The organism is Vibrio sp. TRT 21S02 (assembly GCF_050113675.1).
Classification (GTDB): domain Bacteria; phylum Pseudomonadota; class Gammaproteobacteria; order Enterobacterales; family Vibrionaceae; genus Vibrio.
Genome location: NZ_JBNJOI010000013.1, coordinates 50,410 through 63,505, shown reverse-complemented (window position 1 = coordinate 63,505; position 13,096 = coordinate 50,410). Strand labels below are relative to the sequence as shown.

Sequence of the window (13,096 nt, the reverse complement as noted above, 5' to 3'; positions counted from 1 at the left end):
TTCATTTTGAGAAAAAAGTAAATAACCCTTTATTCATCACGATTAGCCGCGATACTCATGAAAAGACCGTAGCCAAGGCCACGGTCTCATCAAAAACACTTCTCTAAGGATTAACCTTTTTGAGCTAGTGCAACTTCTTCAGCGAAGCTCATTTCTTCTTTCTTCTCGATACCTTCGCCAACTTCTAGACGAACGAATGCAGAAACAGAAGCGCCACGCTCTTTCAGGATTTCACCTACAGATTTCTTAGGTTCCATAACGAAAGGCTGACCAGTTAGAGAGATTTCGCCAGTGAACTTCTTCATGCGGCCAACAACCATCTTCTCTGCGATTTCAGCTGGCTTGCCTTCGTTCATTGCGATCTCAACTTGAACCGCTTTCTCTTTTTCTACTACATCAGCAGGTACGTCTTCTGGGTTAACGAACTCAGGACGAGAAGCAGCTACGTGCATAGCTACGTGCTTAAGTGTTTCAGCGTCACCTTCACCAGCAACAACTACACCGATTTTCTCACCGTGACGGTAAGAAGCGATTGCTGTACCTTCAACGTATTGAACACGACGGATGTTGATGTTTTCACCGATCTTAGCAACTAGAGCAACGCGAGTTTCTTCGAATTTCGCTTGTAGCTCTTCAGCTGTTGCTTTAGACGCTAGAGCGTCAGCTGCAACTTCTTCAGCAAATGCAGTGAAGTTAGCATCTTTAGCAACGAAGTCAGTTTGGCAGTTAACTTCAAGAAGAACAGCAACGCCGTTTTCTTCTTTAATGATGATTGCACCTTCAGCAGCTACGTTACCTGCTTTCTTAGCAGCTTTAGCAGCGCCTGATTTACGCATGTTTTCGATTGCTAGTTCGATGTCGCCGTTAGTTTCAACAAGCGCTTTCTTACATTCCATCATGCCTGCGCCAGTACGTTCGCGCAGTTCTTTAACTAGAGCAGCAGTTACAGCCATTCTCTATTCCTCAGTTGATTCTGGATTTGGTAAAAATCAGGGGCCTACGTTATCGGCCCCTGATGCTAACTATATCTTGGTCTATGTAACAAATTGATGTCATATAGACCAAGAATGACGCGGAGCCGCTATTATTCAGCTTCTACGAAACCGTCTTTTTCAGCAGCTACAGCAACGTCTTTGTTACGACCTTCTGTTACCGAAGCAGCAGCAGCGTTTAGGTAAAGCTGTACCGCACGGATTGCATCGTCGTTACCTGGGATGATGTAGTCAACGCCGTCTGGGTTAGAGTTAGTATCTACCACAGCGTAAACTGGGATACCTAGGTTGTTTGCTTCTTTAACTGCGATGTGCTCGTGATCAGCGTCGATTACGAATAGAGCGTCTGGTAGGCCGCCCATATCTTTGATACCACCAAGAGATTTCTCTAGCTTCTCCATTTCGCGAGTACGCATTAGAGCTTCTTTCTTAGTTAGTTTGTCGAAAGTACCGTCTTGAGCTTGAGCTTCAAGATCTTTCAGACGCTTGATTGACTGACGAACAGTTTTGTAGTTCGTTAGCATGCCGCCCAACCAGCGGTTGTTAACGTAGTACTGGTTGCTTGCGATAGCAGCTTCTTTAACAGCTTCAGATGCAGCGCGCTTAGTACCAACGAAAAGAACTTTACCTTTTTTCTCGCCAACTTTAGCAAGCTCAGCTAGAGCTTCGTTGAACATTGGTACAGTTTTTTCTAGGTTGATGATATGAACTTTGTTACGAGCACCAAAGATGAATGGTTTCATTTTTGGGTTCCAGTAACGAGTCTGGTGACCGAAGTGAACACCAGCTTTTAGCATATCGCGCATTGATACAGTTGCCATTTTATAATCCTCTATGGGGTTAGGCCTCCACATCCCCCATGATTCCGACTAGGCTTCTGCCCAGCACCCCGGAATATGTGTCGGAATGTGTGTGATTTAAAGATAATTGGTTAATGGAAGGTGCATCTACCTCGCCAAGTTTGAAGAGTATAGACCACGATTCCGGCGCGCTTTATACCATATTTCGGTGCTAATTGGCTAGAAAAAAATCCCGTTTACGATCAATCAACCCTAGATTCGAGGCATGCAGTAGCCTTTGTAAAAACAAGACCAATACACATTCTCATCTCTTCCTGTTAGAATGCGCGCAATTCGCGCAGAACTCGGCGCAACCTGTTAGTAGAGAAAACCAATGTCAATCAAGATCAAAACTGCTCAAGAAATCGAACGTATGCGTATTGCGGGCGCGTTGGCCGCTGAAATCCTAGAAATGATCGAACCACACATTAAAGAAGGTGTGACGACAGATGAACTAAACCAGCTCTGTCACGATTACGGGATTGAAAAAGGCGCATACTCAGCACCTCTTGATTACCATGGTTTCCCTAAATCAATCTGTACTTCTATCAACCACATTGTTTGCCATGGCATTCCAGCTTCTGAAGATGAAGTGGGCAGTAATGGTCAACCAAAACCAGCCGTATTAAAAAATGGCGACATCATCAATGTCGATATTACTGTGATCATTCCTAACGATGGCGATGCAGACCTAAGTGTACGCCCAGAAGGTTACCACGGTGATACTTCTAAAATGTTCTTCGTTGGCGATGTATCACCTGCTGACAAACGTCTTTGCATGGTGACTCAAGAAGCCCTTTATGTGGGCATGCGCAAAGTAAAACCGGGAGCAACCGTTGGTGATATTGGTACAGCTATTGAAAAATACATCAAAGACAACAACAAAAAGAACCCACGCAATAAGTTCTCAATTGTAAAAGATTTTTGTGGTCACGGTATTGGTAATGAGTTCCACGAGGAGCCACAAATTGTTCACTACAAAAACAACGATCGCCGTGTATTGAAGGAAGGCATGTGCTTTACCATCGAACCGATGATCAATGCAGGCAAATTTGGGGTGACTGTTGATGCTGAAGATGACTGGACAGTTTACACAGGCGACGGTAAGAAATCAGCGCAATACGAACACACAATTTTAGTGACCAGTAGTGGTTGTGAAGTGTTAACACTACGCAGTGATGACACCATTCCTCGCCACATGAACAACGCATAAATTTCAATATCCCTGCTTCGGCAGGGATATTTTTTTATCCGCCTGAATTTGCTAGAGTGGATTCCATTATATGGAATCATCTTGCATGGATCGCAGTATATGCCATACCAATCTCCCCTTACCTTCTCTGAGCAGCAGCTGGCCGTTGCTGAAATCAAAACTCAGCTTGATCAGTTTGCCCTTTATCAAAAACAAGAGTTCTTAAACCATCATCCAGTGACTGATTTGGTCTTAGGACGAGCTGAATACATCGATATGCTGCTCAATCGGCTATGGTGCCATTATGGGTTTGATGCCTTACCCAATATCAGCTTAGTGGCAGTGGGCGGATATGGACGCGGCGAGCTGCATCCACTTTCCGACATCGATATTCTTGTTGTCTCACGCAAACGCCTTCCCGAAGGACTTGCTGAGAAAGTCAGTGAGTTTATTACGCTACTATGGGATCTACGGCTTGAAATCGGCCATGCCGTTAGAACCGTTGAAGAGTGTGCCGATATTGGTCGCCAAGATCTAACCGTGGCAACCAACCTACAAGAGTCTCGTTTACTGTGCGGCTGCGAAGACACATTTCATCAACTACAGTTGGTGATCCACTCTGAATCATTTTGGCCAAGTGAAGTCTTCTATAAAGCCAAACTGGATGAACAAAAAGCACGTCACGCTCGCTATCACGACACTACCTATAATCTAGAGCCCGACATCAAATCGACCCCCGGAGGATTACGCGATATTCATACCTTAAGCTGGGTTGCTCGTCGTCACTTCGGCGCCACATCACTGTTCGAGATGAGCCGATATGGGTTTCTGACTGATGCGGAATACCGAGAACTGGTAGAGTGCCAAGACTTTCTTTGGCGGGTACGTTTTGCTTTGCATATCGAGCTAAGACGTTACGACAACCGCTTAACCTTTGCCCATCAAGCACAGGTGGCTGAACACCTTGGTTTTACCGGAGAAGGTAACCGTGGTGTTGAAATGATGATGAAGGAGTTCTATCGCACGCTACGTCGTGTGGCTGAGCTCAATAAAATGCTGCTCAAGATTTTTGATCAAGCAATCTTGAATAATGGTGTGGAATGTCAGATAGAGATCCTCAGTGATGACTTCCAGCGACGTGGTCATTTGATAGAAGCGCGTAAGCCTGCCCTGTTTCAAGCGCGCCCAGAAACCATTCTCGACATGTTTATTCATATTGCCAATGACTCAAGTATCGAAGGCGTTTCACCACCAACACTACGTCAATTAAGAACAGCTCGTAGACGATTGAATAAGTTCCTGCATACCATTCCAGCGGCAAGAGAGAAATTTATGACCTTATGCCGTCACCCGAATGCATTGCACAAAGCTTTTAGCCTAATGCACAAGCTTGGGGTGCTCTCTGCCTACTTACCCCAATGGAGCCAAATTGTTGGTCAAATGCAATTTGACCTGTTTCATGTTTATACCGTGGACGAACACAGTATTCGTTTACTCAAGCACATCAATATCTTTAGCTACGCCAAGAATTACGATAAACACCCTATTTGCTGCGAAGTCTATCCTAGAATTCAGAAAAAAGAACTCCTAATCCTCGCTGCAATTTTCCATGATATCGGTAAAGGACGTGGTGGCGATCACTCAGAAATTGGGGCTGAAGAGGCATACCAGTTTTGCATCGAACATGGCTTATCCAAGCCCGAAGCTAAACTGGTGACTTGGCTGGTGCGCAATCACTTATTGATGTCCGTCACTGCGCAGCGTCGTGATATTTACGATCCTGAAGTGATCACTGAATTTGCAAAACAGGTCCGTGATGAAGAGTACCTAGAATACTTAGTATGTCTAACCGTTGCAGATATTTGTGCTACCAATCCAGAGTTATGGAACAGTTGGAAGCGAACATTATTGGCCGAACTGTTTTATTCGACTCAGCGAGCACTGCGTCGCGGGTTGGAAAACCCTGTTGACGTCCGAGATCGCATCCGCCACAACCAACAGCTGGCTTCTGCCATACTAAGAAAAGAAGGCTTTACTGCTAGAGAAATTGAAGTGTTATGGCAACGCTTTAAAGCCGACTACTTCCTGCGCCACACTCATAAGCAAATCGCTTGGCACTGTAGTCACTTACTACGACATGATGCACCAGAAAAACCACTCATTTTAGTCAGCAAAAAAGCCACTCGTGGCGGCACTGAAGTCTTTGTTTATAGCAAAGATCAGCACGCATTATTTGCCACTGTGGTGGCAGAGCTCGACCGACGCAATTTTAACGTTCATGATGCGCAAGTCATGACAAGTAAAGACGGTTATGTCCTTGATACATTTATGGTATTGGATCAAAACAGCGAAGCGATCGAAGAAAGCCGCCATAAAGCTGTCATAAAGCACTTACTGCACGTTTTAGAAGATGGACGACCCACGAAGATCCGCACTCGCCGCGTACCAAGGAACTTACAACACTTTACCGTTAAAACTCGGGTTGATTTCCTTCCGACAAAAAGTAAAAAACGAACCTTACTCGAATTTGTGGCTCTCGATACTCCAGGGTTACTAGCCACAGTTGGAGCAACATTTGCGGATCTGGGTATCAGTCTTCATGCGGCTAAAATCACCACCATTGGAGAACGCGCTGAAGATTTATTTATCATCACCAGTGCTGAAGGTGGAAAACTGTCTGATGAAGAACAAACTCTGTTAAGACAGCAACTTATCGACAATGTCGCTGAGTTAGCTCCCAACTAGCGCGATCTCGTCCACAAGTTAGCTAACTGTTCGAATAATCGACTATCTGACACAAAAATAGGCTGCTACATTAGTTATGTTAATAACATCAAACTAACAGAGGTAGCCTATGTTTCCACACCTCACTGGTTTAGGCATTCATGAACCTAAACAGATTGAGCGCTATTCACTTCGTCAAGAAGCGCATAAGGATGTTTTAAAAATCTATTTTCGTAAACAAAAGGGAGAACTGTTTGCGAAAAGCGTGAAGTTTAAATACCCAAGGCAAGTTAAAAATGTGCTGGTAGATAGTGGTAGCCATCAGTATAAAGAGGTGACCGAAATCAATCGCAACCTAACCTTAGTGATTGATGAGCTAAATAAAATTACCAAACCAGAAAAATTGGCCGAAGTCGATGTAAAACAAAAGATCTTGACCGACTTACGCCACTTAGAAAAAGTGGTTTCGAGTAAAATTGCTGAAATAGAAGCAGATCTCGATAAATTAAAATAGACATGAAATGAAAAAGGGTTGTCACTATGACAACCCTTTAAACTATTCACTCACCAGCTAACATCAATGTACCATCTTATGCTAACCAACCAGCATAAAGTCCAACAAGGTACAGTGCTACGCCCGCCATGATACCTGCTACAATATCGTCCAGCATGATACCTAAGCCGCCATGAACACGCTTATCTAACCAGCCAATAGGCCATGGCTTCACCATATCGAAAAAACGGAATAGCACGAAACCGGTCACCAACCACTTCCAATCCGTTGCAGAAAGCTGGAACAGCGGAACCACCAGCATGGTGATCCAAAAACCGGCAAATTCATCCCATACGATAGAGCCATGATCATGTACCCCCATATCATCAGAGGTGATCTGACAGATCTTCACCCCGATAAGGCATGAGATCAAAACGGCAGCTAGATACAAAGGTAGTGGCAGTTGCACCAACAACAAATAAAACGGAATCGCCGCTAAGGTTCCCATCGTTCCCGGGATCACTGGCGATAAACCACTACCAAACCCGGTAGCCAATAAATGCCATGGGTTTTTCAATGAAATAAGAGAAAGAGGATTGGTCATAAACCCACCTTAAAATGATCATACCCGCTTAACTGCCAATCTAACGCTAAGCTATTTTGATGAAGTTCTATATCGCTACCATGGCATGTTTGGCCAATGCAAGACACCTTCACAGCATGAGTGGAGATAACCTGCTCAAACTCCTCACGTTTGCTATCTGGCACGGTAAAGCACAGTTCGTACTCTTCACCGCTGGTCAATGCATAGCGTTGAGCCCCTTCTCTGCTACCAATAAACTCACACAGCTCTTGAGAAAACGGCAGTGTATCGATATCCACCCGTGCGCCCAAGCCTGAGCGACGCAAAATATGTTGCAGATCGGAAATCAAGCCATCTGAGATGTCAATCGCTGCGCTAGCAATGCCACGTAAGGCTTCCCCCAATGCAATTTGAGGAGTAGAAAGGTAGTGCCGCCTCATAAGTTGCTGTGCAAAAGGACGAGTCGATAAAGACGGGTCTAAAATAACATCTAAGCCAGCTTTGCTATCACCAAGATCACCCGTAACGTAAATTCTGTCACCCACTTGCGCATTATCTCGACGCAATGACTGACCGCTAGGAATGAGGCCTTGAACTGTTAGTGTCAGACTTAATGGCCCTTTGGTGGTGTCACCACCAATTAACTGGATATTAAATTGATCAGCCAATGCAAAAAATGAATCACAAAAAGGCTTAAGCCATGCTTCATCGACTTCTGGCATGGTTAGTGCGAAAGAAACCCATGCAGGCGTGGCTCCCATTGCCGCTAAGTCACTAATATTCGACGCCAGAGCTTTATGGGCAACCATTGCAGGATCAGCATCAGCGAGGAAATGAGTTCCTGCAACCAATGTATCTGTGCTAATCGCGACATGTTGGCCTTGCGCAACAGACACGATCGCACAATCATCTCCTGCCGCTAAAATGACATCAGCGCGATTTGGTTGCCGAGCAACAAAATACTTCTCGATCAAATTAAATTCACCAGCCAACTTATTACCTACCTTGGTCAGAGTAACGAACAAAAAAGGCCAGCATTAGCTGACCTTTTATTCGCTGAATCGCGATTATTTCTTACGAACGTGTGGTGCGGCTTTGTCCAGCACACCATTAACGAACTTATGGCTATCTTCTGCTGCAAACACTTTTGCTAGCTCGATAGCTTCGTTAATTACCACTTTGTATGGTACGTCTTCACGACGAGTCATTTCATACATAGCAAGACGAAGTAGTGCCAGTTCCATCATATCCAGATCTTGCATTGGACGAGATGTGTAAGGGCGGATCTTGCAATCTAACTCTGTGTGACTTAGCACAACACCTGTTAATAGGTCACGGAAGTATGCAACGTCTGTGTCAGGAGCTGACAAAGCAGGCTCTGATGCATGATGCTCTTCTTCATCATACTTACCACCAGATAAGAACTGCTCTTCAATTGTGGCAACATTTTCTTTAGTAATTTGCCATGAGTAGATTGCTTGTAAAGCAAATCGACGTGCATTACGACGTGCGGCTGGTTTCACACTGGCCCCCATTAGGAATCGATTTCTGAAAGAACGTTAATCATCTCAAGCGCGCTCAGTGCAGCCTCTGCACCTTTATTACCAGCCTTGGTTCCTGCGCGCTCGATAGCTTGATCAATAGTATCAACGGTCAATACGCCAAATGCGACTGGAAGACTGTATTCCAGAGACACTTGCGCCAAACCTTTATTACATTCACTGCAAACATAGTCGAAGTGTGGTGTACCGCCACGAATAACTGTGCCAAGAGATACGATCGCATCGTATTTACCTGTTTTTGCAACACGCTGAGCAACCAATGGTAGCTCGACTGCACCAGGACAACGAACAACGGTAATATTCTCTTCACTAACTTGGCCGTGACGTTTTAGTGTATCGATCGCACCAGATAGCAAACTTTCGTTAATAAAACTGTTGAAACGAGAAATAACGATAGCAATTTTTGCATTTGGCGCAGGGAAGCCGCCCTCGATCACTTTCATAAGCCTTCCTTTAACTATATTCATCAAGTGAGAATCGCCGGATTCTAGCACAGTTTTGTGAGCAATATCTAATGATATTTGCCGCGGCTTGATGCTAAAAATGGATTTTTCGAGCGAGAATAAGTCGGCTTAAAAAGCAAAAACGGAGCCGTTTAAGGCTCCGTTTACTGAATAGCATTTAAGCGATATTAATAGTGCCAAGGGAAACGACTGAAATCTTGATCGCGCTTCTCTAAAAAGGCATCTCGTCCTTCTTGCGCTTCTTCAGTACCGTAAGCCAAGCGAGTTGCTTCTCCTGCGAATAGTTGCTGCCCTACTAACCCGTCGTCTGGCAAGTTAAAACCATATTTGAGCATACGCATCGCAGTCGGTGACTTACTGTTGATCTCTTTCGCCCAGCGCAACGCCTCTTGCTCTAGTTCAAAGTGATCGACCACCTTGTTAACCATGCCCATTTCATAAGCTTCTTGCGCACTGTAATCAAAACCACAGAAGAAAATCTCACGAGCTCGTTTCTGACCAATCATTTTTGCTAGATAAGCAGAACCATAACCAGAATCAAATGAAGCCACATCGGGATCGGTTTGTTTAAACACCGCATGCTCTTTAGAAGCAAGGGTCAAATCACAAACAACATGCAAACTATGACCACCACCGACGGCCCATCCAGGTACAACCGCAATCACAACCTTTGGCATAAAACGGATCATACGTTGCACTTCAAGGATATGAAGACGCCCCATTCGAGCAACGTCAGCTTTACCAGCTTCTTCACCTTCGTATTTATAACCATCTTTACCACGAATGCGTTGGTCACCACCTGATGAGAAAGACCACTGTCCCTTTTTCGATGGTCCGTTGCCCGTTAACAATACACAACCAACATCTGACCATTGACGCGCATGATCCAGTGCCGTAAATAATTCATCCACCGTTTTGGGGCGAAATGCATTCAAACAATCCGGGCGGTTAATTGCAATTCGGACGGTTCCCTGATCTTTAGCACGGTGATAAGTGATGTCTTCAAAATCGAAACCTTCGACGGCGTCCCACAATTGCGGATCAAAAATCGTTTTGTCTTGCATACAATACGAGCTCCATTGGATTGTCTGATACTTCGATTAACCACAGTCAACAATAGACACGTTTATGGCCAATCATAAAAGGCATATTCTAGTGAAAAAAGTACGGGCTGCTAGGAATTTTCGTCTGCAATCTGTAGCAAACTTAAGCCAAGTCAAAAACAACACGCGATAGTAAACAATAAGCATAAAAAAACGTGAATGGCTTTCCTCATTCACGTTCTTACATTTTTCACGATGGTGAGCAGTTACTCACATACGTACTCGACCACATTAAGGCCAAAACCACCCAAAGCATGGTAACGCTTATTCGTCGATGACAATAAACGCATATCGTGTACACCAAGGTCTGCTAGAATTTGTGAACCGACCCCAACACGACGTGATGTACCTTGCTTCTTCGCTAACGTTGGCGCTTCATCTTTATCTTGTGCTTCGAACATCTTCACACGATGAATCAATAGATCGGTTGACTCTTCATTGCCAAGAATCACTAATACACCACCCTCAGAGCCAATGCGTTTCATCGCTTTTTCGAGTGTCCAACTACGTTCTGCATTACGGTCACTACGCAATAAATCAGTGAATGTATCTTGTAAGTGAACGCGCACTAACGGTGCGGTATCCTTTAGATCGCCTTTCTGAAGCGCATAATGGACTTGATTATCGATGGTGTCACGGTACGTCACCAAATTAAACTCACCAAACTCAGTTGGTAGCTTGCATTCAGCAACACGCTCAATGGTGGTTTCCGTGTTGTTACGATATTCGATCAGATCCGCAATGGTACCCAGTTTCAGTCCATGCTTTTCGGCAAAGATTTCGAGGTCTGGACGACGAGCCATAGTGCCATCATCATTTAGGATTTCGACAATAACACCGGATGGTTCAAGGCCAGCTAAACGAGCTAAATCACAACCAGCTTCGGTATGACCCGCACGTGTTAATACCCCGCCTTCTTGCGCCGCAAGAGGGAAAATATGGCCAGGCTGAACTAAGTCAGCTGCTTTAGCATCTTTTGCCACTGCTGCCTGAACCGTGCGAGAGCGATCCGCTGCCGAGATACCGGTTGTTACACCTTCAGCAGCTTCAATAGAAACCGTAAAGTTTGTCGTATACTGCGCATTATTGTCTTGTACCATCGGCGGCAAACCCAAACGCTCACAACGTTCTTTTGTCATGGTCAAACAAATCAAACCGCGGCCATGAGTTGCCATGAAATTAATGGCTTCTGGGGTAATATGCTCTGCGGCCATGATCAGATCGCCTTCATTTTCACGATCTTCATCATCCATAAGGATAACCATTTTGCCTAAGCGGATATCTTCAATAATTTCTTGTGGCGTACTAATTGGCATGCTGTAGTTCCTATGATTTTAGCTGCTAATTGCAAGGTAACTGGGTTTGCTTAGGCAAAACCATTTTGTTGTAAGAATTCCATTGTGATCTTAGATTCAGGCTGTGTCGATGCTTGATTTGCAGTCAGTAAGCGCTCCATATATCGCGCCAGCACATCCACTTCCAAATTGACTTTGCACCCAACATGGAAACTGTCAATGGTGGTTTCCGAAGAGGTGTGAGGCACTATGGTCAATTTAAATGCATCTTTACGTAGTGCGTTTACCGTCAAGCTAATACCATCAACCGTGATTGAGCCTTTTTCAGCAATGTACTTAGTCAGCTCTTCAGGCATTGAAACCCAAAACTCGATTGCACGACCTACTTGCTGGCGCTCGACAATTTCACCGACACCATCAACGTGCCCAGAAACAATATGCCCACCAAAACGTGTGGTGGGTAACATTGCTTTTTCTAGGTTCACTTTGTCACCAACCTGATAGTGGGTAAAACCAGTTTTATTTAAGGTTTCAAGTGATAGATCAGCGCTGTAACTGTGGCTGTTAAACTCAATAACTGTCAGGCATACACCATTGGTTGCAATACTGTCACCCAAGTTAACGTCAGACATATCCAGCCTACCCGCTTCCACGGTTACGGTAATATCTTCTCCTTTCGGAGTGATTGCAGTCAGCGTACCAACTGCTTCTACAATTCCAGTAAACATTTAATTTTCTTTCTTCGTTGGTTTGGCAATGATGCGAATATCTTGGCCTATCTGGCGAACATCGAGCAACGTGAGATCTAATACTTCATTCATGGCCTGTAAGCCGAATGCGCCAAATAACCCACGACCATCACTCCCCATGAGTTTAGGGGCTTGGTATAACACAATTTCATCGACTAAATTGGCTTTAAGCAAGCTACTCGCTAACGTGGCTCCAGCTTCGACCCAAATATGGTTGATATTATGTTGCTGTGCCAGCGTAAACATCGCCTTTTCTAAATCAATACTGCCGTCTTCATCAATGGTGCAAGGTATCTCACCATACTCGCTTAGCACCAGTTGAGTCCCTTCAGCTTGATGAAATTTTAGCTCTGGATACGTTGATAGTTGATTAGTTCTATCGAGAATGATGCGAGTTGGCTGACGTAGTTGCGCTTGAGGAATTTGTTGTTGAATCGATGGAGGTAGGTCATCCCAACGCACATTGAGTGAAGCATTGTCTTCGATGACGGTCTTGCTGGTTGATAAGATTGAACCAGCTTGAGCACGAAAGGCCTGTACATCTTGGCGCGCATGGGAAGAGGTGATCCACTTGCTTTGACCATTTGATAGTGCTGTCTGTCCATCGAGGCTTGCTGCCATCTTGAGCTGAACGTAAGGCATGCCCGTTTTCATTCGTTTAATGAAAGCAGGGTTTAAGGCTTCAGCATCCGGCTCTAGCAATCCAACTGCGACATCAATACCCGCATCACGAAGCATCTGAATACCTCGCCCTGCAACTTGTGGGTTAGGGTCTTGCATGGCACAAATGACTTTCGCAACCTTCGCCTTAATCAACCCTTCTGCGCATGGCGGCGTTCTTCCGTAATGAGAACACGGTTCAAGTGTGACATAGGCTGTCGCACCTTCTGCTTTCTCTCCGGCCATGCGTAATGCATGAACTTCTGCATGGGGTTCACCAGCACGATAGTGAAATCCTTCACCGATGATGGCTCCGTTTTTCACTAACACACACCCTACATTGGGGTTAGGGGCAGTTGTGTAGATGCCGCCTTTAGCGAGTGAAATAGCACGCGACATCATTTGGTGATCAAACTTGCTGAATGTTGTCATCATCAATC

The 13,096-nt window shown here is 44.9% G+C and carries 13 protein-coding genes; 3 read left to right on the top strand and 10 right to left on the bottom strand.

Annotated elements, in window-relative coordinates; translation table 11 throughout:
- Nucleotides 1-110: 110 nt before the first annotated feature.
- Together tsf and rpsB are read right to left on the bottom strand one after the other, a co-directional pair.
- On the bottom strand, nucleotides 111-953 hold the full coding sequence (gene tsf / locus ACQEXU_RS16250) for a translation elongation factor Ts (protein ID WP_367988341.1): 843 nt from the start codon (nucleotides 951-953) through the stop codon (nucleotides 111-113).
- A gap of 131 nt (nucleotides 954-1,084) precedes the next feature.
- Nucleotides 1,085-1,813: a 30S ribosomal protein S2 gene (gene rpsB, locus ACQEXU_RS16245; protein ID WP_367988340.1), complete on the bottom strand. Its 729-nt coding sequence runs from the start codon at nucleotides 1,811-1,813 to the stop codon at nucleotides 1,085-1,087.
- Between the two features lie 352 nt (nucleotides 1,814-2,165).
- Between rpsB and map the strand changes: the two genes are divergently transcribed.
- From map to ACQEXU_RS16230, 3 genes are all read left to right on the top strand, one after another.
- Nucleotides 2,166-3,044 (top strand): type I methionyl aminopeptidase, encoded by an 879-nt coding sequence (gene map, locus ACQEXU_RS16240; RefSeq protein ID WP_427011610.1) that lies wholly within the window; start codon nucleotides 2,166-2,168, stop codon nucleotides 3,042-3,044.
- Between the two features lie 99 nt (nucleotides 3,045-3,143).
- Entirely contained in the window at nucleotides 3,144-5,768 is a 2,625-nt protein-coding gene (glnD, locus tag ACQEXU_RS16235) for a bifunctional uridylyltransferase/uridylyl-removing protein GlnD (RefSeq protein ID WP_427011609.1), read from the top strand.
- A gap of 109 nt (nucleotides 5,769-5,877) precedes the next feature.
- The gene (locus ACQEXU_RS16230) at nucleotides 5,878-6,261 is read left to right on the top strand and encodes a DUF3461 family protein (protein WP_427011608.1); all 384 of its coding nucleotides are present in this window, start codon (nucleotides 5,878-5,880) and stop codon (nucleotides 6,259-6,261) included.
- A 76-nt stretch (nucleotides 6,262-6,337) separates the two neighbouring features.
- Here the strand turns inward: ACQEXU_RS16230 and pgpA are convergent, their stop codons facing one another.
- The 8 genes from pgpA to ribD form a co-directional block, all read right to left on the bottom strand.
- A complete protein-coding gene (gene pgpA, locus ACQEXU_RS16225) occupies nucleotides 6,338-6,844 on the bottom strand; it encodes a phosphatidylglycerophosphatase A (protein WP_367988336.1) in 507 nt (168 codons plus the stop codon).
- The gene (gene thiL / locus ACQEXU_RS16220) at nucleotides 6,841-7,815 is read right to left on the bottom strand and encodes a thiamine-phosphate kinase (protein ID WP_427011607.1); all 975 of its coding nucleotides are present in this window, start codon (nucleotides 7,813-7,815) and stop codon (nucleotides 6,841-6,843) included. Before thiL ends, pgpA begins: the two co-directional genes overlap by 4 nt.
- A 75-nt stretch (nucleotides 7,816-7,890) precedes the next feature.
- Nucleotides 7,891-8,358: a transcription antitermination factor NusB gene (nusB, locus tag ACQEXU_RS16215; protein WP_367988334.1), complete on the bottom strand. Its 468-nt coding sequence runs from the start codon at nucleotides 8,356-8,358 to the stop codon at nucleotides 7,891-7,893.
- The gene (gene ribH / locus ACQEXU_RS16210) at nucleotides 8,358-8,828 is read right to left on the bottom strand and encodes a 6,7-dimethyl-8-ribityllumazine synthase (RefSeq protein WP_193288390.1); all 471 of its coding nucleotides are present in this window, start codon (nucleotides 8,826-8,828) and stop codon (nucleotides 8,358-8,360) included. Before ribH ends, nusB begins: the two co-directional genes overlap by 1 nt.
- A gap of 188 nt (nucleotides 8,829-9,016) precedes the next feature.
- The gene (locus ACQEXU_RS16205; protein WP_427011606.1) at nucleotides 9,017-9,913 is read right to left on the bottom strand and encodes a 1,4-dihydroxy-2-naphthoyl-CoA synthase; all 897 of its coding nucleotides are present in this window, start codon (nucleotides 9,911-9,913) and stop codon (nucleotides 9,017-9,019) included.
- A 245-nt stretch (nucleotides 9,914-10,158) separates the two neighbouring features.
- A complete protein-coding gene (gene ribBA, locus ACQEXU_RS16200; RefSeq protein ID WP_427011605.1) occupies nucleotides 10,159-11,268 on the bottom strand; it encodes a bifunctional 3,4-dihydroxy-2-butanone-4-phosphate synthase/GTP cyclohydrolase II in 1,110 nt (369 codons plus the stop codon).
- Between the two features lie 50 nt (nucleotides 11,269-11,318).
- Nucleotides 11,319-11,975 carry a riboflavin synthase gene (locus tag ACQEXU_RS16195; protein ID WP_427011604.1) on the bottom strand — a complete coding sequence of 219 codons (657 nt, stop codon included), beginning with the start codon at nucleotides 11,973-11,975 and terminating at the stop codon, nucleotides 11,319-11,321.
- Nucleotides 11,976-13,088, bottom strand: a complete 1,113-nt coding sequence (gene ribD, locus ACQEXU_RS16190; RefSeq protein ID WP_427011603.1) for a bifunctional diaminohydroxyphosphoribosylaminopyrimidine deaminase/5-amino-6-(5-phosphoribosylamino)uracil reductase RibD — start codon at nucleotides 13,086-13,088, stop codon at nucleotides 11,976-11,978.
- Between the last annotated feature and the right edge of the window lie 8 nt (nucleotides 13,089-13,096).

Excerpts from the sequence above, each read along its gene's own strand:
- tsf (WP_367988341.1), bottom strand. The coding sequence starts at position 953 with ATGGCTGTAACTGCTGCTCTAGTTAAAGAACTGCGCGAACGTACTGGC.
- rpsB (WP_367988340.1), bottom strand. The coding sequence starts at position 1,813 with ATGGCAACTGTATCAATGCGCGATATGCTAAAAGCTGGTGTTCACTTC.
- map (WP_427011610.1), top strand. The coding sequence starts at position 2,166 with ATGTCAATCAAGATCAAAACTGCTCAAGAAATCGAACGTATGCGTATT.
- glnD (WP_427011609.1), top strand. The coding sequence starts at position 3,144 with ATGCCATACCAATCTCCCCTTACCTTCTCTGAGCAGCAGCTGGCCGTT.
- ACQEXU_RS16230 (WP_427011608.1), top strand. The coding sequence starts at position 5,878 with ATGTTTCCACACCTCACTGGTTTAGGCATTCATGAACCTAAACAGATT.
- pgpA (WP_367988336.1), bottom strand. The coding sequence starts at position 6,844 with ATGACCAATCCTCTTTCTCTTATTTCATTGAAAAACCCATGGCATTTA.
- nusB (WP_367988334.1), bottom strand. The coding sequence starts at position 8,358 with ATGGGGGCCAGTGTGAAACCAGCCGCACGTCGTAATGCACGTCGATTT.
- ribH (WP_193288390.1), bottom strand. The coding sequence starts at position 8,828 with ATGAAAGTGATCGAGGGCGGCTTCCCTGCGCCAAATGCAAAAATTGCT.
- ACQEXU_RS16205 (WP_427011606.1), bottom strand. The coding sequence starts at position 9,913 with ATGCAAGACAAAACGATTTTTGATCCGCAATTGTGGGACGCCGTCGAA.
- ribBA (WP_427011605.1), bottom strand. The coding sequence starts at position 11,268 with ATGCCAATTAGTACGCCACAAGAAATTATTGAAGATATCCGCTTAGGC.
- ACQEXU_RS16195 (WP_427011604.1), bottom strand. The coding sequence starts at position 11,975 with ATGTTTACTGGAATTGTAGAAGCAGTTGGTACGCTGACTGCAATCACT.
- ribD (WP_427011603.1), bottom strand. The coding sequence starts at position 13,088 with ATGACAACATTCAGCAAGTTTGATCACCAAATGATGTCGCGTGCTATT.